Origin of the sequence: Curtobacterium herbarum, assembly GCF_016907335.1 — a bacterium.
Classification (GTDB): Bacteria; Actinomycetota; Actinomycetes; order Actinomycetales; family Microbacteriaceae; genus Curtobacterium; species Curtobacterium herbarum.
In genome coordinates, this window is record NZ_JAFBBT010000001.1 from 1,366,018 (window position 1) to 1,389,768 (window position 23,751).

Here is a 23,751-nt window from a genome sequence, read left to right on the forward strand (position 1 = left end):
TACGGCGGAGCAGTCTGAGACCAGATCTGGTCGATGGTGTTCCGGTGGTCATAGCGAGAGGGAAACGCCCGGTCACATTCCGAACCCGGAAGCTAAGCCTCTCAGCGCCGATGGTACTGCAAGGGGGACCTTGTGGGAGAGTAGGACGCCGCCGGACTTCTTTTCATGGAAAGCCCCTGACGGGTGGAGCATCACGCTCCACCCGTCAGGGGCTTTTCGCATTCGGCGTCCGAGGGTCCATCGCGGCCGTCAGCGGTCGGAGCAGGCGCCCGCGGTAGGATCAGGGCGTCATGACTGCGCTATTCTCCTCTGCCACTGGTTCCGACGTCCGCGTCCGGTTCTGCCCGTCCCCGACCGGCACGCCGCACGTCGGCCTCGTCCGGACCGCCCTGTTCAACTGGGCCTACGCCCGCCACACCGGCGGCAAGCTCGTCTTTCGCATCGAGGACACGGACGCTGCCCGAGACAGCGAAGAGTCGTACGGGCAGATCATCGAGGCGTTGCGCTGGCTCGAGCTGGACTGGGACGAGGGCGTCGAGGTCGGGGGACCGCACGGCCCCTACCGCCAGTCCGAGCGCGCTGACGTCTACGCCGACGTCATCGCACAGTTGACGGCGGCCGGACACGTCTACGAGTCCTACGTCACCCCGGAGGAGATGGAAGCGCGCAACGTCGCGAACGGCCGTGACCCGAAGCAGGGCTACGACAACCACGAGCGGGACCTCAGCGACGCCGAGCGGCAGGCCTTCCGTGACCAGGGCCGCCAGCCGGCGCTGCGCCTCCGGGTGCCGGACCGCGACCTCAGCTTCCAGGACCTGGTCCGTGGCGAGATCACCTTCCCGCAGGGCTCTTTCCCCGACTTCGTCGTGGTGCGCCCGAACGGCAAGCCCCTGTACACGTTCACGAACCCGCTCGACGACGCCCTGATGGGGATCACGCACGTCCTGCGCGGCGAGGACCTGCTGTCGTCGACGCCGCGCCAGATCGCGCTGTACGGGGCGCTGTACGAGATCGGCCTCGCCGCGTTCATCCCGCAGTTCGGACACCTGCCGTACGTGATGGGGGAGGGCAACAAGAAGCTCTCGAAGCGTGACCCGGAGTCGAACCTCTTCCACCACCGCGCCAACGGCATGGTGCCCGAGGGCCTGGTCAACTACCTGGCGCTGCTCGGGTGGTCGATCGGTGCCGACCGCGACGTGTTCTCGATCGACGAGATGGTCGCGGCGTTCGAGGTCACCGACGTGAACCCGAACCCGGCGCGCTTCGACCACAAGAAGGCCGAGTCGATCAACGGCGACCACATCCGCCTGCTCGACCCCACCGACTTCCGCGGTCGTCTGCGGCCCTACCTGACCGAGTTCCTCGACGAGCCGGCGACGGCGGAGCAGGAGCGCGTGCTCGAGCTCGCCGCCCCGCTCGTGCAGGAGCGCATGCAGCTGCTCAGCGAGGCACCGGCGATGCTGGGCTTCCTCTTCACCTCGGACGACGACCTGGTGGTCGAGGACGACGCGCTCGGTTCCCTCAAGGGCGACCCGGCCCCGGTCCTCCAGGCCGGCATCGCCGCACTCGAGCAGCTCGACGACTGGTCGACGGCCGCGATCGAGCAGGTGCTCCGGACGGCACTGATCGACGGGCTCGAGCTGAAGCCGCGGGTGGCGTTCGGGCCGCTGCGGGTCGCGGTCTCCGGTCGTCGCATCAGCCCCCCGCTGTTCGAGTCGATGGAGATCCTCGGTAAGCAGTCCACGCTCACGCGGCTCCGCTCCCTCGCGGCCCGCTGACGTCCATGGTCGACGTCGTCGTCATCGGTGCGGGCCCCGCGGGGCTCAGCGCTGCCCTGAACCTGGTGCGGGCGAAGCGGACGGTGCTGCTCCTCGACGCGAACCGGCCGCGGAACGCTGCCACCCTCCGGTCGCACGGCTTCATCACGCGGGACGGCATCTCGCCGCTCGAGCTGCGGAAGCTCGGGCGGGACGAGGTCGCCGCGTACCCGGAGGCCACGGTCACGCAGGCGGTCGTGGACCGGGTGTGGCAGACGGACGGGGCGTGGAACGTCCACGGGACGTGGCGGGGTGCCGAGGTGTCGGCGACCGCGCGTGCGGTGGTGATCGCCACGGGCCTCCGGGAGACCTTCCCCGCGCTGCCGTCGCTCCGGGCGTTCTACGGAACCGACGTGCACAGCTGCGTCGAGTGTGACGGGTACGACAAGGCCGGAGCGCCCCTGGCGTTCATCGGTGAGACCGACGACGTCGTGGACCGCGCACTGCTCGTCGGGTCGTGGACGGACGACCTCATCGTCTTCACGAACGGTGTCGCCCGGGTGTCCGACGCGGGACGTGCGCGTCTCGCGGCCGCGGGCATCCGCGTCGACGAGCGACCGGTGGCGGACCTGGAGGGTGACCGCTCCGGCATGACCGGCGTGCGGCTGGCCGACGGCGACGTGGTGCCGCGGACGGGTGCCTTCGTCCGGCCCGAGTGGCACGCCGACCTGGACTGGGTCGACGCGGACCTCGACCGTGACGCGCTGGGCTTCGTCCGGGTGGACCGGCTCGGTCGCTCGAACCTGCCCGGGCTGTACGCGGTCGGGGACGTCACACCGCCCGGACCCGAGCAACTCATCGTCGCGGCGGGGCACGGTGCGTCGACCGCGGCGGCCGTGCACCGGGACCTCGTCGGTGGTCTCGAAGACCCGCGGGATGCTGTACAGTAGTTGATCGTGCCCCGGACAACGGGGTGCAGGGCTGCAAGGCCTTTGGGGTATGGTGTAATTGGCAACACAGCGGTTTCTGGTACCGTCGTTCTTGGTTCGAGTCCAGGTACCCCAGCATCTGAACACCACGAAAGCCCCCGGGAAACCGGGGGCTTTCGTTGTTCGCAGGCGCGGTGGTGCGGCGCTGGGTTATCGTCGGTGCACGAACGCGGCCATCACGCCGCCACGCCCGGACGCCGTCAGGGCACCACACGACCAGGGGGACCCATGATCATCTTCGGCAGCCGTTCGCGTTCCGCTCTCGTCGGCGTGCTCTTCTTCGCCTGCGCCCTGTGCGGGTCCACCGCTGCGCAGCGCCTGCACCGGCTGCGGACCTGGTTCACGCTGTTCTTCCTGCCCGTGTTCCCCTTCGGCCACGGTCGGTACGTGCTGCAGTGCGCGTACTGCGGCGGGCAGTCCTCGATGCCGCGCGAGGGTGCCGAACGGTTCATCGCCGACAGCGAGCGGGCCCAGCAGGCGCACCTGGCGCAGGAGACCCTGCCGCCGAGCGGCGTCTGAGCACCAGCGACCACCGCGCTGCGGGCTGGACGGCTCGCCACGGCACAGCTCGGTAACGCTCCGGTCACGGTGCGCGTGCAACCGGTTGCACGACCCCCGTCCGGGGCGTAGCGTCCTCGCTCAGCAGGCAGCGTCGCCTGCTCCAGTGCAGCGTCGCCGGGCACGGTCCGGCGATGCTCCTGGTGATCTCGATGAGGAGACAACGCTGTGAAGAACACACGTGCGAAGGGCCGTGCGGCCTCGATCGCCGGGATCGCGGTCGTCGGCCTGATGCTCGCGAGCTGCTCGAGCGGCAGTTCCGCCTCGGACGACGCGAAGAGCGGGCAGGACAGCCGCGGACCGATCACCTACGTCCAGGGCAAGGACAACTCGAACGTCGTCCGCCCGCTGATCGCCAAGTGGAACAAGGCACACCCTGACGAGAAGGTCACCTTCAAGGAGCAGTCCGACCAGGCCGACCAGCAGCACGACGACCTCGTGCAGCACTTCCAGGCGAAGGACGACAACTACGACGTTGTGGACGTCGACGTCGTCTGGACCGCCGAGTTCGCCGCGAAGAGCTGGCTGACCCCGCTGACCGGTGACATGAAGATCGACACCTCGAAGCTCCTGCCGTCCACGGTGAAGACCGCGACCTACAACGACACGCTCTACGCGGCGCCGCAGACCTCCGACGGCGCGTTGCTCTACTACCGCAAGGACCTCGTCAAGACGCCGCCCAAGACGTGGGACGACATGATGAGCGACTGCAAGATCGCCAAGGACGCCGGCATCGGCTGCTACGCGGGCCAGTTCGCCAAGTACGAGGGGCTGACCGTCAACGCGTCCGAGGCCATCAACGGCGCTGGCGGAGCCGTCCTCAACGGCAGCGGCAAGCCGGACGTCGACACCTCCGACGCCAAGGCCGGGCTGCAGAAGCTCGTCGACGCGTTCCAGGACGGCAACATCCCGAAGGAGGCGATCACCTACCAGGAGGAGCAGGGTCGCCAGGCGTTCGAGGACGGCAAGCTCTTGTTCCTGCGCAACTGGCCGTACGTGTACAGCCTCGCGAAGACGGACGGCTCGAGCAAGGTGAAGGACACCTTCGGCATCGCCCCGATCCCGGGCGCCGACGGTGTCGGTGCGTCCACCCTCGGCGGCCACAACGCCGCGATCAGCGTCTACTCGAAGCACAAGGCCACCGCGCACGACTTCCTCGAGTTCCTCATCTCGAACGACACGCAGAAGTTCTTCGCGACGCAGGGGTCGCTCGCCCCGGTCATCGGTGACCTGTACACGGACCAGGAGCTGACGGCGAAGCTGCCGTACCTGCCGACGCTCCTGAAGTCGATCGAGTCGGCGGAACCGCGTCCGGTCACGCCGTTCTACCCGGCCGTCACGAAGGCGATCCAGGACAACACCTACGCCGCGCTCAAGGGGTCGAAGTCCGTCGACTCGGCCATGCAGGACATGCAGGCCGCCCTCAAGTCGGCGACCGACGGCGGCGGCAACTGACACCGCGGGTGGCGGACGCCACCCGCTGACGGGAGGGTCGTGGTCACGCGACCACGACCCTCCCGTCCTCCCTCTGTGCGTTCCCGACACCGGCAAGGAGGCCGTTCGTGTCAGCAGCAACCGAGATCCCCGCAGCGATCCCCGATCCCCAGGGGATGGAGCCACCGAAGCGTCGCAAGGGCGGGCTCAACGCGGACCACGGCCGGTGGGCCGTGTACCTCATCGGCCCGACGCTCGTGCTCCTGGCGATCGTCATCGGCTACCCCGTGGTCAGCGCGGTCATCCAGTCGTTCCAGCTCGACCAGGGCCTCGACAAGGCCACCGGCCTGTTCGTCGAGGGCGGTTTTGCCGGCGTCACGAACTACGTGCACTGGCTCGGCCAGCAGTGCGGCAACGCGGCCTGCCCGCCCGGCAACCTCGGGTCGCAGTTCTGGACGGCCTTCGGCAACACGCTGTTCTTCACGGTCGTGACCGTGGCACTCGAGACCGTGATCGGGCTCTGGATGGCCATCATCATGAACCGCAACTTCAGGGGCCGCGCCCTCGTCCGCGCCGCGATCCTCATCCCGTGGGCCATCCCGACCGCCGTCACCGCGAAGCTCTGGTACTTCATCTTCGACGCGAACGGCGTGCTCAACCACGTCATCGGCCACCAGGTCCTCTGGTTCTCGGACGAGTGGGCCTCGCGCTTCGCGATCATCATCGCCGACACCTGGAAGACGACGCCGTTCATGGCGCTGCTCATCCTGGCCGGGCTGCAGCTGATCCCCGACGAGGTGTACGAGGCCGGCAAGATGGACGGCGCCTCGACCGTGCAGCGCTTCGTCAACATCACGCTGCCGCTCGTCAAGCCGGCGCTCATGGTCGCGATCCTGTTCCGCGTGCTCGATGCGCTGCGGATCTACGACCTCATCGCGATCATGACCGGTGGCGGTGGTGGTTCCGGCAACGCGACCGTCTCGCTGTCCGTGCTGGTCGTCGACCAGATCCGTCAGGGCTTCAACTCCGCCTCGGCACTCTCCACCATCACGTTCGTGATCGTCTTCGTCGTCGCGTTCGTCTTCGTCCGGTTCCTCGGCGCGAACGTCGTGCAGACCCAGGCAGCACAGCAGAAGGGCGAACTCAAGTGACCCTCGCAGCAGACCGTCTCCGCATCCCCGCCGAACGTGCTGGTGCACGTGGCGAGGTCCGGGTGAAACGCCACGTGGGCCCGACGCTCCGCACCGGCATCCAGGCCGCGGTGATCGCCCTGTGGTGCCTCCTGCCCTTCTACTGGATGATCGTCACCTCGTTCCGTGACGTCGGGTACACGTTCGACCCGACGCCGTTCTTCACCCACGTGACGCTCGACAACTACGCGACCGCGTTCTCGACGGCGCTCGGCAACCACCTCGGGCGCGCACTGCTCAACAGCGTGTTCATCGGCGCGGTGGTGACGATCATCGCCCTGCTCGTCGGGACGACCGCGGCGTACGCACTGGCCCGGCTCGAGTTCCGCGGCAAGTCCCTCATCGCCGGCGCGATCCTCGCCGCGTCGATGTTCCCGGGCGTCGCACTCATCTCGCCGCTGTTCCAGCTGTTCACCGACATCGGGTGGATGGGCTCCTACCAGGCGCTGATCCTGCCGAGCATCTCGTTCGTGCTGCCGCTGACGGTCTACACGCTGGCGTCGTTCTTCCGCGAGATGCCGTGGGACCTCGAGGAGGCCGCACGCATCGACGGGTGCACCCGGGTCCAGGCGTTCCGGCGGATCATCCTGCCGCTCGCTGCCCCGGCCGTGTTCACGACCGCGATCCTGGCGTTCATCTCGTCCTGGAACGAGTACCTCATCTCGTCCCAGCTCTCGAGCGACGCCACCCAGCCGGTCACGGTCGCCATCGCGTCCTTCGCCGGGTCGCAGCCGCACCAGGAGCCGTACACCGCGGTGATGGCGGCGGGCACGATCGTCACGATCCCGCTCGTCATCCTGGTGCTCGTGTTCCAGCGACGCATCGTGGCCGGCCTCACCGCCGGCGGCGTGAAGGGCTGACCGTGGCACAGCGCGCACCGCTCCGGCCCACGTCGCGGATCGAGGAGGCGATCGGGTTCGTCGGGTGCTTCGGCCTGCTGTTCTTCGGCGTCACGGTGTTCTGCGAGCTGACCGGACGGCCGGCACTCGGCTGGGCACTCGCCCTCTTCGGAACCGTCGTCGCGGTCGTCCTGCTGGACCGGTGGCGACGACGGGTGCTCCGGCGGACGGCGGACGCTGCCCGGACCGACCGCGCGCCGACCGTGACGCGCGTGTCCGGCCGCTGACGGGCCTCCCGGGAGGACCCCGTGGGGATCCAGGAGATCGCGCAGGCGACCGGTCTGTCGAAGGCCACCGTCTCGCGGGCGCTCCGCGGCCTGCCGACGGTCGCGCGGCCGACGATCGACCAGGTCCGCCGGGTCGCCGACGAACTCGGGTACGTCCCGAGTTCGGCGGCGGCCGGCCTGGCCACCGGTCGCCAGCGCGCGGTCGGCGTCGTGGTGCCGGTGATCGACCGGTGGTTCACCGCCAAGGCCCTGGGCGGGGTCGACGCCGAGCTCCAGGCCGCCGGACACGACCTGGTCCTGTACAACCTCGGCGGCCCCGGCGGTGACCGACACCGGGCCTTCCGCCGCACGATGCTGCGCCAGCGGGTCGATGCGCTGGTGCTGCTGTCGCTGGTCCTCGACGAGACCGAGCGACGCGAGCTGCAGGTGAGCGAGCTGCCGACCGTCGTGATCGGCGGACCGGCCCGCGACCTGCGGAACATCGGTGTCGACGACCACGAGGTCGCGGCCCTGGCGGTCACGCACCTCGTGGAGCTCGGACACCGCGACGTCGCCTACGTCGGCGGCCAGGACGAAGCCGGGTTCAGCGTGGCCGTGCCGTACCGCCGCCGTGACGGCTTCACCGAGGCGATGGCCCGCGCCGGGGCGTCGGTCCGCCCGACCTGGTACGCCGACGGTCGCTTCTCGTTCGCCGGCGGCGTCGCGGCGGGCACCGCGTTGCTCGACGTCGCCGCGCGGGAGCGACCGACCGCGGTCGTCTGCGCCTCCGACGAGATGGCGCTCGGCGTCGTCGTCGCCGCGCACCGGCTCGGGCTCGACGTGCCGCGGGACGTCTCCGTCACCGGCGTCGACGGGCACGAGTACGGCGAGGTCCTCGGGCTGACGACCGTCGCGCAGGACCCGGAGGCGCAGGGTCGCGTGGCCGCGCGGACGGTCGTCCTGGAGGCCCAGGGCGCGTCCCCGGGACCGCTCCCGCCGTCCGCCGCGCGGCTCGTCGTGCGGCGGACGACCGCGCGACCGTCCCGGTGAGGTCGGTCCGCCGGCGGCGGGCGTAGCCTCGCCCACATGCTGGTCACGAAACTCGAGCACGCCTGTCTCGTCGTCGAGCAGGACGGCGACCGCCTGGTCATCGACCCCGGCGCCTACACCCGCCCGGTCGAGGCGACGGGCGTCGTCGCCGTCGTCGTCACGCACGAGCACCCCGACCACGGCACGGCCGAGCAACTCACACGGATCCTGGAACGGAACCCCGGCGTCCCGGTCCTCGGCCCGGCCGGGGTCGCGTCGGCGCTGGCCGGGTCGGTCGTCGTGGACGTGGTGACCGACGGCGACACCCGGACCGTCGGTGCCTTCACCCTGACCTTCCACGGCACGCGGCACCAGCTCATCCACTCGTCGGTGCCGGTCGTCGACAACACCGGGGTGCTCGTCAACGGCACGCTGTTCCACCCGGGGGACGCCTACATCGACCCGGGGGTGCCCGTCGAGGTGTTCGCGACGCCGGTCGGGGCGCCGTGGTTGAAGATCGGCGAGCTGATGGACCACCTGGCCGCGGTCGCCCCACACCGGGCGTTCCCGATCCACGAGGCCACGCTGTCCGACATCGGGTTCGTCGGACACACGGACCGGATCCGGCAGGCCGTCGAGCCGGCGGGCCAGGTCGTCGTGCTCCGGCCGGGGGAGTCGCTCACGGTCTGAGGACCGCGTGCCGAGGCGCATCTCGCGCCGCCGACACACCGGTGTGGGCGCGGCCGTTTTGGCGCTCGCTGAGACCCTGTGCAATACTTGTCGAGTTGTCGGAACGGCCCCATCGTACAGTGGCCTAGTACGCCGCCCTCTCACGGCGGTAACGCGGGTTCGAATCCCGCTGGGGTCACCACGAGTGACACACTCCGAACCGACACATCGCCGCGGCCCCATCGTATAGCGGCCTAGTACGCTGCCCTCTCACGGCGGTAACGCGGGTTCGAATCCCGCTGGGGTCACCACGCATGCAGTCCCTCGTCCGGATCCCGGGCGGGGGACTTCGTCGTTCGTGGGTGCCGGTGCGGGAAGATGTCGGCATGGACCCGACCCGACGGCCGCAGCACACCGGACCGGCCCGAGGTGGACCGGCCCGAGGTGGACCGGCCCGAGGTGGACCGGCCCGAGGCGGGCCGGCACAGGGTGGACCGGCGCAGGAGCGGCCGCCGCACCGGCGCTGGTCGCTGATCGTCCTCGTGGCGTTCGGCGGCGCGATCGGCACCGCGGTCCGCGCCTTCCTCGCGCAGGCGTTCCCGGCCGTCGACGGGATCAGCTGGACGATCCTCGCGATCAACGTCGTCGGCGCGTTCTGCCTCGGACTGCTGCTCGACACCCTCGCCCGCCGGGGTCCGGACGTCGGGCGTCGTCGGTCGCTCCGGCTGTTCGTCGGCACCGGCGTGCTCGGCGGGTTCACGACCTACAGCACCCTGGCGAACGACACTGCCCGACTGCTCGGCGACGGTCGGTGGGCGGCCGGCGGCGGGTACGCGCTGCTGTCGGTGGTGCTCGGGCTCGCCGCGGTGGTCGCCGGGCTCGCGGTCGCGGGCGGCACGACGGAGCGGGCAGCGCGGTGACCGCCCTGACGCTGCTGGTCGTCGCGCTCGGCGGCGGAGTCGGGGCAGCGCTGCGGTTCGTCCTGGACGGTGTCGTCAAGACCCGGGTGACCCGGTTCCCCCTCGGCACGCTGCTCATCAACGTCTCCGGATCGCTCGTCCTCGGGGTCGTCACGGGCCTGGGGGAGGCCGGCACGCTCGCGGTCCCGATGGTCGCCGTGCTCGGGACGGGCATGATGGGTGGGTACACGACGTTCTCGACGGCGAGCGTCGAGACCGTGCAGCTCCTCCGATCCGGCAAGACCCGGCTCGCCGTCCTGAACGGCCTCGGGATGCTCGTCGTCTCGGTCGGCGCTGCTGCGCTCGGCCTCCAGCTCGGAAGGAACACATGACCTCGGAACGCCCCGGCGAACTCGTCCTCGTCCGCCACGGAGAGACGGAGTGGTCGAAGAGCGGGCAGCACACCGGCCGCACCGACATCCCGCTGACGGAGAACGGTGTCACGCAGGCCGGACGGGCCGCCCGGTACCTGGCGGACCGCGACTTCGCGCTCGCGCTGTCGAGCCCCCTCGCCCGGGCCCGCGAGACCGCCCGCATCATCGGCGTCGACCCGGAGCTCGACGAGGACCTGTACGAGTGGGACTACGGCGCGTACGAGGGGCTGACGACGCCGCAGATCAAGGTCCAGCGCCACGGCCCGTGGGACCTCTGGACCGACGGGGTCCCGGCCGGCGACACCCCCGGTGAGAGCGCCGCCGAGGTCAGGGTCCGCGTCGAGCGGGTCATCAACCGCGCGCGCCCCGTCCTCGCCGAGGGGCAGGACGCGATCTTCGTCGCGCACGGCCACGTGCTCCGCGCCCTCGGTGCCGCGTGGATCCGTCTGGCTCCGCAGGACGGTGCGGTGCTGAAGCTCGGCACGGCGACGGTCAGCACGCTGGGGTACGAGCACGGCCGACCCGTCATCGACGCCTGGAACATCACCCCGTCCTGAGCGGACGGACGCACGGACGGCACGGGCGGCGGTGACGACACCCCGCCGCCCGCCGTCGTCCGGCCCGCCGTCGTCCGGCCCGCCGTCGTCCGGCCCGGCGACCGCGGGTCAGTCAGCGCCGAGCACGATCCCCATGCCGAGGCTCGGCGACACGTCCTCGAACCCGAGCGAGCGGTACAGCCGCTGCCCGGGCGGGTCGGCGATGAGTGAGACCCAGGGGCCCGCCGGGGCGCGGTCGCGGATGTCCGCCACGAGCCACTCGACCACCGCGCGGCCGAGGCCCTGTCGCTGGTGTGCCGGGTCCGTCGCGACGTCCACGATGTGGAAGTGCCACCCGCCGTCGCCGATCACGCGGCCCATCGCCACCGGTGTGCCCGCAGCGTCGACGACGTGGCAGGCCGACCAGGCACCCGCGATGGCCGGCGCGCCCTGCTCGGCCGTCACCGGTGTCAGGCCGGAGTCGCGCCGCAGCCGCAGGTAGTCCTCGAGCGGCGGGGCGGTCGGCAGCAGTGTGTAGTCGTCGGCGGTGTCCATGCCCCCAGCCTGCCCGAAGCGGTCGTGGGGTGCGCTGCCGTCAGACCGTGCGGATGCTGCTGGTCGCCCCCAGGGCCCGCCCGCGGCGCCGTTCGACGACCCGTCCGACCGCCAGGAGTGCGACGCTGACGAACGCGCCGAGCAGCGTCTGCACGATCCGGTCGAGCGCCAGCAGGCCCGGTGCCTCGGGCAGGCTGAGCCACGACACCGCGAGGGCCAGCGGCGTCAGGAACAGCAGGCAGACGGCGTAGTTCCGGGCGACGAAGACCTCGGCCATGAACTGCCCGATGACGGCGATCACGACGATCCACCACGCCGAGGGCTCGAGCAGCAGGATCCCGACCGCGACCACGGTGCCGCCGACGGTGCCGACCACACGCTGCACGGCGCGGGAGACGGTGTGGCGCTGCCGGAGCGCCGGCAGGGTCGACACGACGGCGATCACGGCCCAGTACGGGTGGCCGAGACCGGGCAGGAACTCGGCGACCGTCCCGGCCACGAGCGCGCCGACGACGTTGAGCGCGACGGTCTCCCAGAGCGCCGACGTGCCCACGACCGCCAGTGACCGGTGCTTCGGGTCCGCGAGCGGGCGGAACCGGTGCGGTGCGTACGGGTGCAGCACCCGGCGGAAGGCCGCGCCGGACATCGCGACGAGCCACGCCCAGACGACCGAGCCGAGGATGATCGTGGCGAGGAGCGGCAGGTCGCCGGTGTGCACCGGGACGAGGGCGGACACCACGAACGCGAACACCGGGAAGATCGGCTGGGCGGGGATCGTCCGGAGCGCGCTGAGCGTGGACACCGCGACGACGAGCACGAGGACGAGTCCGGTGCCCTGCAGCCACAGCGGTGCCCCGAGCAGCGACACCGCGATGCCGGCGGCCATGCACGCGACCTGCAGTGCGCCGGCGACACCCGTGGTCACGGCACGCTGCCGGTAGGGCTCGGTGGCGCCGAAGATCGCGGTGAATCCGGCGAACATCGCGAACGCGGCGTACTGCGGCATCCCGAGTCCGATGAGCAGCGCGAGCGGGACCCCGCCCGCGATCGCGGCGCGGGCTGCGCCCTCGAGGTTGGTGGTGCGGGTCGAGTGCGGAGCGGTCGTCATGTCCTGGCCATCCTCTCACCGCGACGGGTGTCGTCGAGGCGTGGCGGGCCTCCCGACCGTCGTCCCACGATTGGTATACCAAGCTGCTAGAGTGCTCGCACGGCGCCGCGACAGCGGTGTCGGAACGCGAAGCGAGGAGGCACGGGCATGGGCAGGACGCTCGCCGAGAAGGTGTGGGACGACCACGTCGTCGTCAAGGGAGAGGACGGGAACCCCGACCTCCTGTACATCGACCTCCACCTCGTGCACGAGGTGACCAGCCCGCAGGCCTTCGACGGTCTCCGGCAGGCCGGTCGCCCGGTGCGTCGCCTGGACCTCACCATCGCGACCGAGGACCACAACACGCCGACGCTCGCCATCGACCGTCCGATCGCGGACCCGACGAGCCGGACGCAGATCGAGACGCTCCGCCGCAACTGCGCCGAGTTCGGTGTCCGCCTGCACTCGCTGGGCGACAAGGAGCAGGGCATCGTGCACGTCGTCGGCCCGCAGCTCGGCCTGACCATGCCCGGCATCACGGTGGTCTGCGGCGACTCGCACACGTCGACCCACGGGGCGTTCGGCGCGATGGCGTTCGGCATCGGCACCAGCGAGGTCGAGCACGTCCTGGCGACGCAGACCCTGCCGCTGAAGCCCTTCAAGACGATGGCCGTCACGGTCGAGGGCACGCTCCGCACCGGGGTCACCGCGAAGGACATCATCCTCGCCGTCATCGCGCAGATCGGCACCGGCGGTGGCCAGGGCTACGTCCTGGAGTACCGCGGGTCGGCGATCCGGGCGCTCTCGATGGAGGGCCGGATGACCATCTGCAACATGTCCATCGAAGCGGGCGCCCGCGCCGGCATGGTCGCCCCCGACCAGACCACCTACGACTACGTCCAGGGCCGCGACCACGCCCCGACCGGCGCCGACTGGGACGACGCCGTCGCGTACTGGGACACCCTGGCCACCGACGACGACGCGGTGTTCGACGCGGAGGTCTTCATCGACGCCGACACGCTCGAGCCGTTCGTCACCTGGGGCACGAACCCCGGCCAGGGCGTCTCGCTGTCCGACGCCGTGCCGGACCCGGCGGACTACGCCGACCCGAACGACCGCGCCGCGGCCTCCCGCGCGCTCGAGTACATGGACATCGAGGCCGGCACGCCGATGAAGGACATCGCGGTGGACGCGGTCTTCATGGGCTCCTGCACGAACTCCCGCATCGAGGACCTCCGGGCCTTCGCCTCCGTCATCAGGGGCCGTGAGAAGGCACCCGGTGTGCGTGTCATGGTCGTCCCCGGCTCTGCTCGGGTCCGGCTCGAGGCCGAGGCCGAGGGGCTCGACAAGGTCTTCACCGACTTCGGCGCCGAGTGGCGCTTCGCCGGCTGCTCGATGTGCCTCGGCATGAACCCCGACCAGCTCGCGCCGGGGGAGCGATGCGCCTCGACCTCGAACCGCAACTTCGAGGGTCGGCAGGGCAAGGGCGGCCGGACCCACCTGGTCTCGCCGCTCGTCGCGGCCGCGACCGCCGTCCGCGGGACGCTCTCGAGCCCGTGGGACCTGGACGACGACGCACGCCTGACCGTGCCGGTGACCGCTGGAGGGAACCACTGATGGACAAGATCACCACGGTCACCGGGGTCGCCGCACCGCTCAAGCGGTCGAACGTCGACACCGACCAGATCATCCCTGCCGTGTACCTGAAGCGGGTCACGAAGACCGGGTTCGAGGACGCGCTGTTCTCCGGCTGGCGCCAGGACCCCGGGTTCGTGCTCAACCAGCCGGCGTTCCAGGGCGCGCGCGTCCTGATCGCCGGACCGGACTTCGGCACCGGCTCGTCGCGCGAGCACGCGGTGTGGGCACTCCGCGACTTCGGCTTCAGCGTGGTCGTGTCCCCCCGTTTCGCGGACATCTTCAAGGGCAACGCCGGCAAGCAGGGCCTGGTCACCGCGATGGTGCCGGAGCCCGAGATCGAGCGGATGTGGGCCGCCATCGACGCGCAGCCGGGCATCGAGGCGACCGTGGACCTGGCGACACAGCGCGTGTCGATCGGCGACGTGGACGTGGCTTTCGAGATCGACGCTTACACTCGTTGGCGGTTGATGGAAGGGCTCGACGACATCGGGCTCACCCTCCGTGACGAGACCTCGATCACGGAGTTCGAACACTGCCGCTCCAGTTGGCGGCCGAAGACATTGCCGGTGAAGTAGTGAACTCTCTCGTACAGGACGCAGCAGCTGCAGGGGCGCGCGTCGGGTTGAAGTCGGACGAGATCGTCATCCGCGGGGGCAAGCCCCTCGTGGGACGCATCGAGGTCCGCGGTGCGAAGAACCTGGCGACCAAGGCCATGGTCGCCGCGCTCCTCGGAGACACCCCGTCGATCCTCAAGGACGTCCCGGACATCTCCGACGTCAAGGTCGTCCGCGGCCTGCTCGAGGTGCACGGCGTGCGCGTGACCGACCCGGCCCGTGGCGAGCTGATCCTCGACCCGTCCCGCGTCGAGACCGCGCACTTCGCCGAGATCGACGCCCACGCCGGGTCGAGCCGCATCCCGATCCTGTTCTGCGGCCCGCTGCTGCACAAGCTGGGCGAGGCGTTCATCCCCGACCTCGGCGGCTGCCGCATCGGCGACCGGCCGATCGACTTCCACCTCGACGCACTCCGTGCCATGGGTGCCGTCGTCGACAAGCAGATCTCGGGCATCCACATCACGGCCCCGAACGGCCTCAAGGGCGCGAACATCGAGCTGCCCTACCCGAGCGTCGGCGCGACCGAGCAGGTCCTGCTCTCGTCCGTCCTCGCCGAGGGCACCACCGAGCTCCGCAACGCCGCGATCGAGCCCGAGATCATGGACCTCATCGCGATCCTGCAGAAGATGGGCGCGATCGTCACGGTCGAGCCCAGCCGCACGATCTTCATCGAGGGCGTCAAGTCGCTCCGCGGCTACACCCACCGTGCGATCAACGACCGCAACGAGGCTGCGAGCTGGGCCTCCGCCGCGCTGGCCACCAACGGCGACATCTTCGTCGAGGGCGCCAAGCAGCAGGAGCTCATGACGTTCCTCAACGTCTTCCGCAAGGTCGGCGGCGGGTTCGACATCCAGGAGGACGGCATCCGGTTCTACCGTGAGCTCGACGTCCTGAAGCCCGTCGTCATCGAGACCGACGTGCACCCCGGGTTCATGACCGACTGGCAGCAGCCGCTCGTCGTCGCGCTCACGCAGGCCGAGGGGCAGAGCGTCGTGCACGAGACCGTCTACGAGAACCGCTTCGGCTTCACCGACGCGCTCAACGAGATGGGTGCCGACATCGTCGTGCACAAGGAGGGCCTGCCGGGTCACGACCGCCGTGTCGCCCGCCGTCCCTTCGAGCAGGCCGCGGTCGTCACCGGCCCGACCAAGCTGCACGGTGCGAACGTCCGTGTCCCCGACCTCCGCGGTGGCTTCAGCCACCTCATCGCGGCGCTGACCGCCGACGGCGAGTCGCACATCACGAACGTCGGCATCATCAGCCGCGGCTACGAGCACTTCATCCCGAAGCTCCGCAAGCTCGGCGCGGACTTCGACTTCGCGGGATGAGCGCCGAGCCGGCCGACGCCCGAGCCGGTGCGGTGGACCAGGTCACCACGGGCCTCCCGAACCCCGGGAGGCGCTGGAAGCGTGGTGACCTGAACGTCGCGTTCCGGATCACCTCGGTCTTCGTGATCCCGCTGTTCCGGTGGGTGGCGGCGTACCGCTGGCACGGCCCGAACCGCCTGCCGGCGGACGGGGCGTTCGTGCTCGCGCCGAACCACTACACGAACATCGACCCGCTGGTGGTCGGCACCGCCGTCTGGGTGAGCCGCCGACCACCGCTGTTCCTGGCGAAGGCGTCGATCTTCGACGTGCCCGTCGTCGGCAAGCTGATGTCCGGCATGGGGCAGATCCCGGTCGAACGGTCCGGCCGGACGCGCTCCAACAACCCGCTGCAGGGCGGCGGCGGCCTCGTCCGGAACGGCGGCGCCGTCATCGTCTACCCGGAGGGCACGCTCACCCGCGACCCGGACCTGTGGCCGATGCGCGGCAAGACCGGCGCTGCCCGGATCGCGCTCGAGAACGACGTGCCGCTGATCCCGATGGCGCACTGGGGCACGCAGCGGATCCTGCCGCGGTACTCGAAGCGCCTCAACCTGTTCCGCAAGGCCCACGTCGACATCCTGTTCGGTGAGCCGATGGACCTGTCCGCGTACCGGGGCAAGCCGATCGACCAGGCGCTGCTGCAGGAGGTCACGGATGCGCTGATGGCCGAGATCACGAAGCTCGTCGAACAGCTCCGCGGCGAGCGTGCCCCGGAGAAGCGGTGGGACCCGAGCACTGCCCGCCAGAAGGAGACCGGCAAGTTTGAGTGACGCAGCCGACCGGGTGACCGCCCCCGGTCTCCGACCGCACGACGACCACCCGGACCCCTCCGTCGCCGCACGCGGTGCGGTGGACACCGCGGCGATCCGCGTCGTGATGCAGTCCACCGACAAGCCGCGCGTCGCCGTCATCGGTGCCGGCAGCTGGGGGACCACGTTCGCGAAGGTCCTGGCCGAGGGCGGTGCCGAGACCGTCGTCTGGGCACGCCGGCCCGAGGTCGCGCGCGAGATCACCGAGACCAAGCGGAACTCGGACTACCTGCCCGGCATCAACCTGCCGCGCACCCTGACCGCGTCGACGTCCCTCGCCGCAGTGCTCGCCGGCGCCGAGCAGGTGTACGTCTCGGTGCCGTCGCAGACCCTCCGCTCGAACCTCGCCGCGATCCGGGAGCTCCTGCCCGCGGACGTGCCGGTCGTCAGCCTGATGAAGGGCGTCGAGAAGGCCACCGGGCTGCGGATGAGCGAGGTGCTGCTGCAGGGGCTCGGCATCGACCAGGACCGCATCGCCGTCGCCAGCGGGCCGAACCTGGCGCTCGAGATCGCCCGACGCCAGCCCACCGCGGCCGTCGTGTCGTCCTCGAGCGTCGACACCGCGACCGCCGTCGCCGCCGTCGCGACCAACCCCTACTTCCGCTCGTTCATCAACACCGACGTGATCGGCACCGAGTTCGGCGGGGTCCTCAAGAACCTCATCGCGGTGGCGATCGGCATCGTCGACGGTGTCGGCTACGGCGAGAACACCAAGGCGTCGATCATCACCCGCGGCCTGGCCGAGATGACCGAGTTCGCGGTCTCGCTCGGTGCCCAACCGTCGACGCTGTCCGGGCTCGCGGGCCTCGGCGACCTCATCGCGACCTGCCAGTCGCCGCTGTCGCGGAACAACACCGCGGGCCGGCTGCTCGGCCAGGGGTACCGTTTCGACGAGGTCGTCCGGCAGATGAACCAGACCGCGGAGGGCTTGGCCTCGGTCGCGCCGATCCTCGAGCTGGCGCGGGCGAACGGTGTCGACATGCCCATCGTCGGGCAGGTCGGCGAGGTCCTCGCCGGTAGGCTCGATCCGCGCAACATCGCGCCGCACCTCACGGAGACCGACGAGCCCCAGGGCGAGTGAGCGGTCCCGGTACCCACCGCTTGGAGCGTCCATGAGCAGCACCGCGCCCGCCCCCGAACCGACCGACGCCGAGCTGGTCGTCAGCGACGCTGACGACCGCACCACCGTCGCCGTGCTGTTCGGCGGCCGGTCGAGCGAGCACGAGATCAGCTGCGTCACCGCCGGCGGGATCATGGACGTCGTCGACCGCGACCGCTACGACCTGCTGCCGATCGGCATCACGAAGGACGGCGCGTTCACCCTGCAGGCGGACGACCCGTCGGACTGGGCGCTGCGCGGCCAGGAGCTGCCGACCGTGCCGGACAACGGCACCCGCGTGCGCTTCCCGCTCTCCGGTGACTCCCGCGAGCTGTTCGTCGAACTGCCCGACGGCTCGGTGGAGTCCCTCGGGTCGGTCGACGTGGTGTTCCCGATCCTGCACGGTCCGTTCGGCGAGGACGGCACGATCCAGGGCCTCCTCGAGACCGCCGGTCTGCCCTACGCCGGTGACGGCGTCCTGGCCAGTGCCCTGGCGATGGACAAGCACGTCGCGAAGGCGGTCCTCGAACACGCCGGCCTGCGCGTCGCACCCTGGACGACCGTGCTCCGTCGGCAGTGGCAGTCCGACCCGGTCGACGTCGCCGAGTCGGTCGCCGCACACGGGTTCCCGCTCTTCGTGAAGCCCGCCCGCGCCGGCTCGAGCATGGGCGTCTCGCGCGTCGACGAGCCCGCACAGCTCGGTGCCGCGATGGACCTGGCCTTCGAGCACGACAGCAAGGTGATCGTCGAGCCCAGGGTCGTCGGGCGCGAGATCGAGGTGGCCGTCCTGGAGGGCCGTGACGGCACCCCGCGCACGAGTCTGCCCGGCGAGATCGTCGTCGCCGAGGACGGCTTCTACGACTTCGCGGCCAAGTACCTGGGTGGCGACGAGCAGCTGCTCTGCCCGGCCCCGCTCACCGAGGCCGAGACCGACGAGATCCGGTCGATCGGGGCACGGGCGTTCGAGGCGATCGGCGGCGCCGGACTGGCACGCGTGGACTGCTTCCTGACCGACGACGGCTTCGTGGTCAACGAGGTCAACACGATGCCGGGCTTCACGCCGTTCTCGATGTACCCGCGCTGCTGGGCGGCGTCGGGACTGGCGTACCCGGACCTCGTCGCCGAGCTCATCGAGCTGGGACGCGTCGCGGTCCGCTGACGGTCCGGGCGGCCCGGGACAGCGCGGGCGCTGGGCGTCCTGCGGGCCGGCGCCCGAGCTGACGTCCTGCGGCCCTGTGCCCTAGCTGACGTCCTGCGGATCGAGGCAGCGGTGCCCGTCCTTCGGCAGCGTCGACACGGCGTCACCGAGGTCCTGCAGCGCGTCGGCCGTGGCGCGCTTCGTGTCGATGACGACCTGCACCGCCGGGGACCGGCCGAAGGTCGTGTAGACGACGTTCTGCCCGCGGTCGTCGCGGATCCAGTCGACCGAACCCTTCGCGAAGCACGGCAGGTCGGAGACGGTCGGCACGGCGACGCCGCAGTGGTAGAGCACGGCGGCGGGGGAGCCCCACGCGGCGGTCGCTTGCGCGGAGGTGTTCCGGAGCGGGAGCGTGCCGTTCAGCGTCGCGGGGAGCCGGACCTGGGCGCCGGCGCAGGCGGCCGCGTTCGCCGAGGGAGCGGGCTGCATGGCGACGGCGTTCGTGCAGCCGGTCAGCCCCACGACGACGGCCGCGGCGAGGACCAGACCCGCGAGGGCACTGCGGCGGCGGGTGACGGTCCGGGGGCGGCGGGGTGCGGTGTCCATCGGCGTCCAGGCTACCGTTCTGGTGTGGACGCGACGGACGAGCAGGACCCCGGCACCCGGCCCCGGACGGTGGGTGAACCGACGGTGGGCACACCGACGGTCGGGGCACTCGGCGAACTGGCCGTGCTCGCCCGCGTGACCCGGCGCCTCCCGTCCGGGTCACCGCTGCTCGGCCCCGGCGACGACTGCGCGGTCGTCGCCGCTCCGGACGGACGGTTCGTCGTGACGACGGACATGATGGTGCACGGCCCGGACTTCCGGTGGGCGTGGTCCTCGCCCGAGGACGTCGGCTGGAAGGCCGCCGCCACGAACCTCTCCGACGTCGCCGCGATGGGCGCGGTGCCCTCGGGTCTCGTGGTCGCCATCGCCGCCCCGCAGGAGACGCCGGTCACCGTGCTCGAGGGCATCGCCGACGGCTTCCGCACCGCCATCGACGCACTGGCACCTGGGATCGGCGTCGTCGGCGGCGACCTGTCGACCTCGGCGACGTTCTCACTGACCGTGACGGCGTTCGGCGACCTCGGCGGACGCACCCCGGTCCTCCGCTCGGGCGCGCGCCCCGGCGACGTCCTGGCGGTCTCCGGCGAGCTCGGGCCGGCCGCACGGGGGCTCGCCCGGCTGTTCCGCGACGGCGTGGACGCTGCCGGTGAGCCGGACGCGGACCGGGTCCGGGCGAGCGGGGCGGACACCGACCCCGACGTCGCCCGGCAACGCCGTCCGGTCCCGCCGATCGCCGACGGTCCGCTCGCTGCTGGGGCCGGAGCGACCGCGATGCTCGACCTCTCGGACGGCCTGGCGATCGACGCCGGTCGGCTGGCACGTGCGAGTGGGGTGACGCTGGAACTCGACGTCGAGCCGGCGCTGGACCCGGTCGCGCTGCACGGTGGTGAGGACCACGGGCTGCTGGCGACCTTCCCGGCCGAGGCCGCCCTGCCGGGCGGGTTCCGACGGATCGGGGTCGTCCGGGTGCGCGACGACGTGGGCAGCGGCGAGGCGGGGCACGGCGACACGGGGAGCTACGACACGGGGAGCAGCGACACGGCGCGCGGCGGTACCGGCCGCAGTGTCGACCTGGTGCGTGGCGGGGAAGTGGTCCCGACGACGGGGTGGGACCCCTACGCCGACTGGGACGGCGCAGCGGGCTGAGAGCGGAGCGCGGTCGACCGCGACGGAGCACAGTCGACCGCGACAGCGTGCTGAGCGACCGGCTCAGCCGGCGGCGTCCGCCACGGCTTCCCACGCGACGGTGTCGCCCCACGACCGCTTGCTGAACGGCGTCAGTCCGGTCGGCCACGTCGGCTCCGGGGAACGGGTGCCCCGTTCGACGACGACGACCGCCTCGGGCGTCAGTCGGGACACCAGGGCGTCGAGGACGTCGGTCAGTTCGGACTCCGGGACCTCGTACGGCGGGTCGATGAACACCAGGTCGAAGGTCTTCGCCGTGGTCCGGAGGTAGCCGAGGGCCGGCTGCGCGTGCACCGCGACCCGGACGCCGGGCACCCGCTTCTGCACCGCCTTCGCGTTCTCGCGACAGGCGGCGGCAGCGGGAGCCGCCCGGTCGACGAGCGACACCTCGACCGCACCGCGCGACGCCGCTTCGAGCCCGAGTGCGCCGGTCCCCGCGTAGAGGTCGGCCACCGAGGTGTCGTCGATCAGCCCGCGCGACTCGAGCGACGAGAAGAGCGCTTCGCGCACGCGGTCGCTCGTCGGCCGGGTGCCGGACTTCGGCACCCGGAGCGTCGTGGAGCCGGCGGCACCGGCGATGATGCGGGTCATACAGCCACCGTAGCGGGCAGCCGCGGCCCCTCCGGCGTTCTCCACAGGCGTCCGGGAGGCCCGTGGTCGGTCGGTCGTGCCGGGTACCGTTGGCGTGTGGTCACCTCCCGCGCCGACACCGCCCCGACGACGCCCGGCGGCTCCGTGCCCGACGGTTCCGTGCCCGGCGGTTCCCTGCCTGACGGTCCCGCGCCCGCCACGCCTGCAGTCGAGTGGGGGCCGGCGCCGCTCGACGTGAAGCTGGCCAACGTCCTCGGTGGCCGGACCGCGAAGGCGATCGAGAAGGCCTTCGGGCACCGGACGGTCGGTGAGTTCCTCGAGCACGCCCCCCGGCGCTACGCCGAACGCGGTGCGCTGACCGCCCTGGACTCCCTGGCGATCGGCGAACCGGTGACGATCGTGGCCGAAGTGGTCGAGGTCCGCGAGCGCACGATGCGGGCCCGGCGCGGCTCGATCCTCGAAGCGAAGATCGGGGACGGCAAGGGCCTGCTGACCCTGACCTTCTTCAACCAGGGCTGGCGCACGAAGGACCTGGTCGTCGGCGCTCGGGGCATCTTCGCGGGCAAGGTCGGCGACTACCGCGGGGCCCGGCAGCTGGCCCACCCGGACTACGAGCTCTTCGACGCCGACGACCCGCGCGCGACGGCCGACCCGGAGTCGGACGAGGCCATCCGCTTCTCCCGCCAGCCGATCCCGATCTACCCGGCCACCGCGTCACTGTCGTCGTGGCAGATCGCGAAGGCCATGGGCATCGTCCTCGACACCCTGCCTGAGGTCACCGATCCGATCCCCGCATCGGTGCGGACCCGTCTCGACCTGGTGCCGTTCCGGAAGGCGCTCGAGATGCTGCACCGACCCGAGAAGGTCGCGGACTTCAAACGCGCTCAGGACGCGTTGCGCTACCGCGAGGCGTTCGTGCTGCAGACCGCCCTGGTGCAGCGCCGGATCGCGGCCCGTGCGACGGCGTCGGTGGCCCGGGTCGCCGCTCCGGGCGGGATCCTCGAGCGGTTCGACGCGACCCTGCCGTTCACGCTCACCGACGACCAGCGAGCGGTCGGTGCCGAGATCGCCCAGGACATGGCCGGAACGTGGCCGATGCACCGGCTCGTGCAGGGCGAGGTCGGTTCCGGCAAGACCCTCGTGGCGATCCGGGCGATGCTCACCGTGGCGGAGTCGGGCGGCCAGTCCGCCCTGATCGCCCCGACGGAGGTCCTGGCCGCGCAGCACCTCCGGTCGATCGTGAAGTTCCTCGGCCCGGACCTGGCGGCGGAACTCCGGCCGGTGATCCTGACCGGCTCGCAGTCCACCGACGAACGCCGACGCGCACTGCTCGCGGCGGCCTCCGGTGGCTCCCGGCTCGTCGTCGGGACGCACGCGCTCCTCGGTGACCGCGTGGACTTCGCCGAGCTCGGTCTGGTGGTCGTCGACGAGCAGCACCGCTTCGGCGTCGAGCAGCGTGAGGCACTCCGGACGAAGGGCGCGACCCCGCCGCACGTGCTGGTGCTCACCGCGACGCCGATCCCGCGCACGGTCGCGATGACGGTGTTCGGCGACCTCGACGTCTCGACCATCCAGGGCATGCCCTCCGGCCGCGCCGGTGTGGAGACCTTCACGGTCGGGCTGGCCGAGCACCCGGGGTGGGAGTCCCGGATCTGGACCCGGATGGCGGAGGAACTCGCCGACGGCCGGCAGGCGTTCGTGGTCTGCCCGGCCATCGACGACGCGCACGGTGAGGACGACGGCGCACCGGAACCGGCAGCCGACGGCAGCGACCCCGAGGGCACGCCGACCCGGAAGCCCGCGACCGTCCTGGCGACCGCCGAACGGATGCGGACGATGCCGGTCCTCGCGGGGCGTCGGATCGAGGTCCTGCACGGACGGATGACGGCGGAGGAGAAGGACCGCGTGATGACGTCCTTCGCCGACGGCGCGGTCGACGTGCTCGTCGCCACGACGGTCATCGAGGTCGGGGTGGACGTGCCGAACGCCTCGATGATGGCCGTGCTCGACGCCGACCGGTTCGGTGTCTCGCAGCTGCACCAGCTCCGTGGTCGGATCGGCCGCGGGCAGTACGCGGGCGTCTGCCTGCTCGTCACCCACGCCGAGGCCGAGACGGTCTCGCGCGAGCGGGTCGACGCCGTCGCGGCGTCCGACGACGGGTTCGAGCTCGCCCGGGTCGACCTGGAACTCCGACGTGAGGGCGACGTCCTCGGCGAACGACAGTCCGGCGGGCGGTCGTCCCTGACGCTCCTGCGGGTGGTGCAGCACGCGGACGTCATCATCGACGCCCGTGACGAGGCCGAGCGGCTCCTCGAGCGCGACCCGGACCTCAGCGGCAGCCCGGCGCTCCGGGACGCCCTGACACGCCGCCTGGACGAGTCCGACGCGGCCTTCCTCGGCAAGAACTGAGCACGGGGCGACCGGGCACGGGGCCGGACCGCGCCGCAGCGGGTCAGGACCGG

General features: G+C 71.4%; 24 protein-coding genes, 3 tRNA genes, 1 rRNA gene and 1 pseudogene. 25 read left to right on the plus strand and 4 right to left on the minus strand.

Annotation, left to right across the window (positions count from 1 at the left end; all coding sequences use genetic code 11):
• Positions 1–40: 40 nt before the first annotated feature.
• The 17 genes and pseudogenes from rrf (at position 41) to JOD51_RS06670 (ending at position 10,621) form a co-directional block, all read left to right on the plus strand.
• Positions 41–157: ribosomal RNA gene (gene rrf / locus JOD51_RS06595) — 5S ribosomal RNA — on the plus strand.
• 133 nt (positions 158–290) lie between these two features.
• A complete protein-coding gene (gene gltX / locus JOD51_RS06600; RefSeq protein ID WP_204607554.1) occupies positions 291–1,778 on the plus strand; it encodes a glutamate--tRNA ligase in 1,488 nt (495 codons plus the stop codon).
• A 5-nt stretch (positions 1,779–1,783) separates the two neighbouring features.
• Positions 1,784–2,707: an NAD(P)/FAD-dependent oxidoreductase gene (locus tag JOD51_RS06605; protein WP_204607555.1), complete on the plus strand. Its 924-nt coding sequence runs from the start codon at positions 1,784–1,786 to the stop codon at positions 2,705–2,707.
• Between the two features lie 43 nt (positions 2,708–2,750).
• Positions 2,751–2,822 (plus strand) — tRNA-Gln (locus JOD51_RS06610).
• Positions 2,823–2,974: 152 nt separating this feature from the next.
• Positions 2,975–3,265, plus strand: a complete 291-nt coding sequence (locus JOD51_RS06615) for a zinc ribbon domain-containing protein (protein ID WP_204607556.1) — start codon at positions 2,975–2,977, stop codon at positions 3,263–3,265.
• Between the two features lie 270 nt (positions 3,266–3,535).
• Entirely contained in the window at positions 3,536–4,759 is a 1,224-nt protein-coding gene (locus JOD51_RS06620; protein WP_204610903.1) for an ABC transporter substrate-binding protein, read from the plus strand.
• 107 nt (positions 4,760–4,866) lie between these two features.
• Positions 4,867–5,889 (plus strand): carbohydrate ABC transporter permease, encoded by a 1,023-nt coding sequence (locus JOD51_RS06625; protein WP_204607557.1) that lies wholly within the window; start codon positions 4,867–4,869, stop codon positions 5,887–5,889.
• Positions 5,890–5,951: 62 nt separating this feature from the next.
• Complete coding sequence (locus tag JOD51_RS06630) at positions 5,952–6,788, plus strand: carbohydrate ABC transporter permease (protein ID WP_259557278.1); 837 nt, start codon at positions 5,952–5,954, stop codon at positions 6,786–6,788.
• A 2-nt stretch (positions 6,789–6,790) separates the two neighbouring features.
• On the plus strand, positions 6,791–7,054 hold the full coding sequence (locus tag JOD51_RS06635; protein ID WP_204607559.1) for a hypothetical protein: 264 nt from the start codon (positions 6,791–6,793) through the stop codon (positions 7,052–7,054).
• Between the two features lie 18 nt (positions 7,055–7,072).
• Positions 7,073–7,204: pseudogene (locus tag JOD51_RS17325) on the plus strand (helix-turn-helix domain-containing protein); the annotation flags it as partial.
• Positions 7,205–7,264: 60 nt separating this feature from the next.
• The gene (locus tag JOD51_RS06640) at positions 7,265–8,083 is read left to right on the plus strand and encodes a LacI family DNA-binding transcriptional regulator (RefSeq protein WP_259557280.1); all 819 of its coding nucleotides are present in this window, start codon (positions 7,265–7,267) and stop codon (positions 8,081–8,083) included.
• Positions 8,084–8,119: 36 nt separating this feature from the next.
• Positions 8,120–8,752 carry an MBL fold metallo-hydrolase gene (locus JOD51_RS06645; RefSeq protein WP_204607561.1) on the plus strand — a complete coding sequence of 211 codons (633 nt, stop codon included), beginning with the start codon at positions 8,120–8,122 and terminating at the stop codon, positions 8,750–8,752.
• Positions 8,753–8,857: 105 nt separating this feature from the next.
• Positions 8,858–8,933, plus strand: a tRNA-Glu gene (locus JOD51_RS06650).
• Between the two features lie 33 nt (positions 8,934–8,966).
• Positions 8,967–9,042, plus strand: a tRNA-Glu gene (locus JOD51_RS06655).
• Between the two features lie 75 nt (positions 9,043–9,117).
• Positions 9,118–9,651 carry a fluoride efflux transporter FluC gene (locus tag JOD51_RS06660; protein ID WP_204607562.1) on the plus strand — a complete coding sequence of 178 codons (534 nt, stop codon included), beginning with the start codon at positions 9,118–9,120 and terminating at the stop codon, positions 9,649–9,651.
• Positions 9,648–10,022 (plus strand): fluoride efflux transporter CrcB, encoded by a 375-nt coding sequence (crcB, locus tag JOD51_RS06665; RefSeq protein ID WP_204607563.1) that lies wholly within the window; start codon positions 9,648–9,650, stop codon positions 10,020–10,022. Before JOD51_RS06660 ends, crcB begins: the two co-directional genes overlap by 4 nt.
• Entirely contained in the window at positions 10,019–10,621 is a 603-nt protein-coding gene (locus JOD51_RS06670) for a histidine phosphatase family protein (RefSeq protein WP_204607564.1), read from the plus strand. Before crcB ends, JOD51_RS06670 begins: the two co-directional genes overlap by 4 nt.
• Before the next feature lie 108 nt (positions 10,622–10,729).
• Here JOD51_RS06670 and JOD51_RS06675 read toward each other — a convergent pair whose 3' ends face one another.
• Together JOD51_RS06675 and JOD51_RS06680 are read right to left on the minus strand one after the other, a co-directional pair.
• Complete coding sequence (locus JOD51_RS06675; RefSeq protein WP_204607565.1) at positions 10,730–11,155, minus strand: GNAT family N-acetyltransferase; 426 nt, start codon at positions 11,153–11,155, stop codon at positions 10,730–10,732.
• 40 nt (positions 11,156–11,195) lie between these two features.
• On the minus strand, positions 11,196–12,263 hold the full coding sequence (locus tag JOD51_RS06680; RefSeq protein ID WP_204607566.1) for an FUSC family protein: 1,068 nt from the start codon (positions 12,261–12,263) through the stop codon (positions 11,196–11,198).
• Between the two features lie 147 nt (positions 12,264–12,410).
• On the opposite strand from JOD51_RS06680, the gene leuC reads away from it, so the two are divergent.
• The 6 genes from leuC (at position 12,411) to JOD51_RS06710 (ending at position 18,928) form a co-directional block, all read left to right on the plus strand.
• Positions 12,411–13,859 carry a 3-isopropylmalate dehydratase large subunit gene (gene leuC / locus JOD51_RS06685; protein ID WP_204607567.1) on the plus strand — a complete coding sequence of 483 codons (1,449 nt, stop codon included), beginning with the start codon at positions 12,411–12,413 and terminating at the stop codon, positions 13,857–13,859.
• Positions 13,859–14,455, plus strand: coding sequence for a 3-isopropylmalate dehydratase small subunit (leuD, locus tag JOD51_RS06690; RefSeq protein WP_204607568.1), 597 nt, complete (start codon positions 13,859–13,861; stop codon positions 14,453–14,455). The genes leuC and leuD overlap by 1 nt, the downstream gene beginning before the upstream one ends.
• Entirely contained in the window at positions 14,455–15,822 is a 1,368-nt protein-coding gene (gene murA, locus JOD51_RS06695) for a UDP-N-acetylglucosamine 1-carboxyvinyltransferase (protein ID WP_204607569.1), read from the plus strand. Before leuD ends, murA begins: the two co-directional genes overlap by 1 nt.
• On the plus strand, positions 15,819–16,631 hold the full coding sequence (locus JOD51_RS06700) for a lysophospholipid acyltransferase family protein (RefSeq protein ID WP_204607570.1): 813 nt from the start codon (positions 15,819–15,821) through the stop codon (positions 16,629–16,631). The genes murA and JOD51_RS06700 overlap by 4 nt, the downstream gene beginning before the upstream one ends.
• A 106-nt stretch (positions 16,632–16,737) precedes the next feature.
• A complete protein-coding gene (locus tag JOD51_RS06705; protein ID WP_204610905.1) occupies positions 16,738–17,751 on the plus strand; it encodes an NAD(P)H-dependent glycerol-3-phosphate dehydrogenase in 1,014 nt (337 codons plus the stop codon).
• Positions 17,752–17,782: 31 nt separating this feature from the next.
• Positions 17,783–18,928 (plus strand): D-alanine--D-alanine ligase family protein, encoded by a 1,146-nt coding sequence (locus JOD51_RS06710; protein ID WP_204607571.1) that lies wholly within the window; start codon positions 17,783–17,785, stop codon positions 18,926–18,928.
• 81 nt (positions 18,929–19,009) lie between these two features.
• Here the strand turns inward: JOD51_RS06710 and JOD51_RS06715 are convergent, their stop codons facing one another.
• Entirely contained in the window at positions 19,010–19,513 is a 504-nt protein-coding gene (locus JOD51_RS06715; RefSeq protein ID WP_204607572.1) for a DUF3515 family protein, read from the minus strand.
• Positions 19,514–19,597: 84 nt separating this feature from the next.
• On the opposite strand from JOD51_RS06715, the gene thiL reads away from it, so the two are divergent.
• Complete coding sequence (gene thiL / locus JOD51_RS06720; protein WP_259557283.1) at positions 19,598–20,659, plus strand: thiamine-phosphate kinase; 1,062 nt, start codon at positions 19,598–19,600, stop codon at positions 20,657–20,659.
• 63 nt (positions 20,660–20,722) lie between these two features.
• Here thiL and JOD51_RS06725 read toward each other — a convergent pair whose 3' ends face one another.
• Complete coding sequence (locus JOD51_RS06725) at positions 20,723–21,289, minus strand: RsmD family RNA methyltransferase (RefSeq protein WP_204607573.1); 567 nt, start codon at positions 21,287–21,289, stop codon at positions 20,723–20,725.
• 234 nt (positions 21,290–21,523) lie between these two features.
• Between JOD51_RS06725 and JOD51_RS06730 the strand changes: the two genes are divergently transcribed.
• The gene (locus JOD51_RS06730; protein ID WP_259557286.1) at positions 21,524–23,698 is read left to right on the plus strand and encodes an ATP-dependent DNA helicase RecG; all 2,175 of its coding nucleotides are present in this window, start codon (positions 21,524–21,526) and stop codon (positions 23,696–23,698) included.
• Positions 23,699–23,751: the final 53 nt, after the last annotated feature.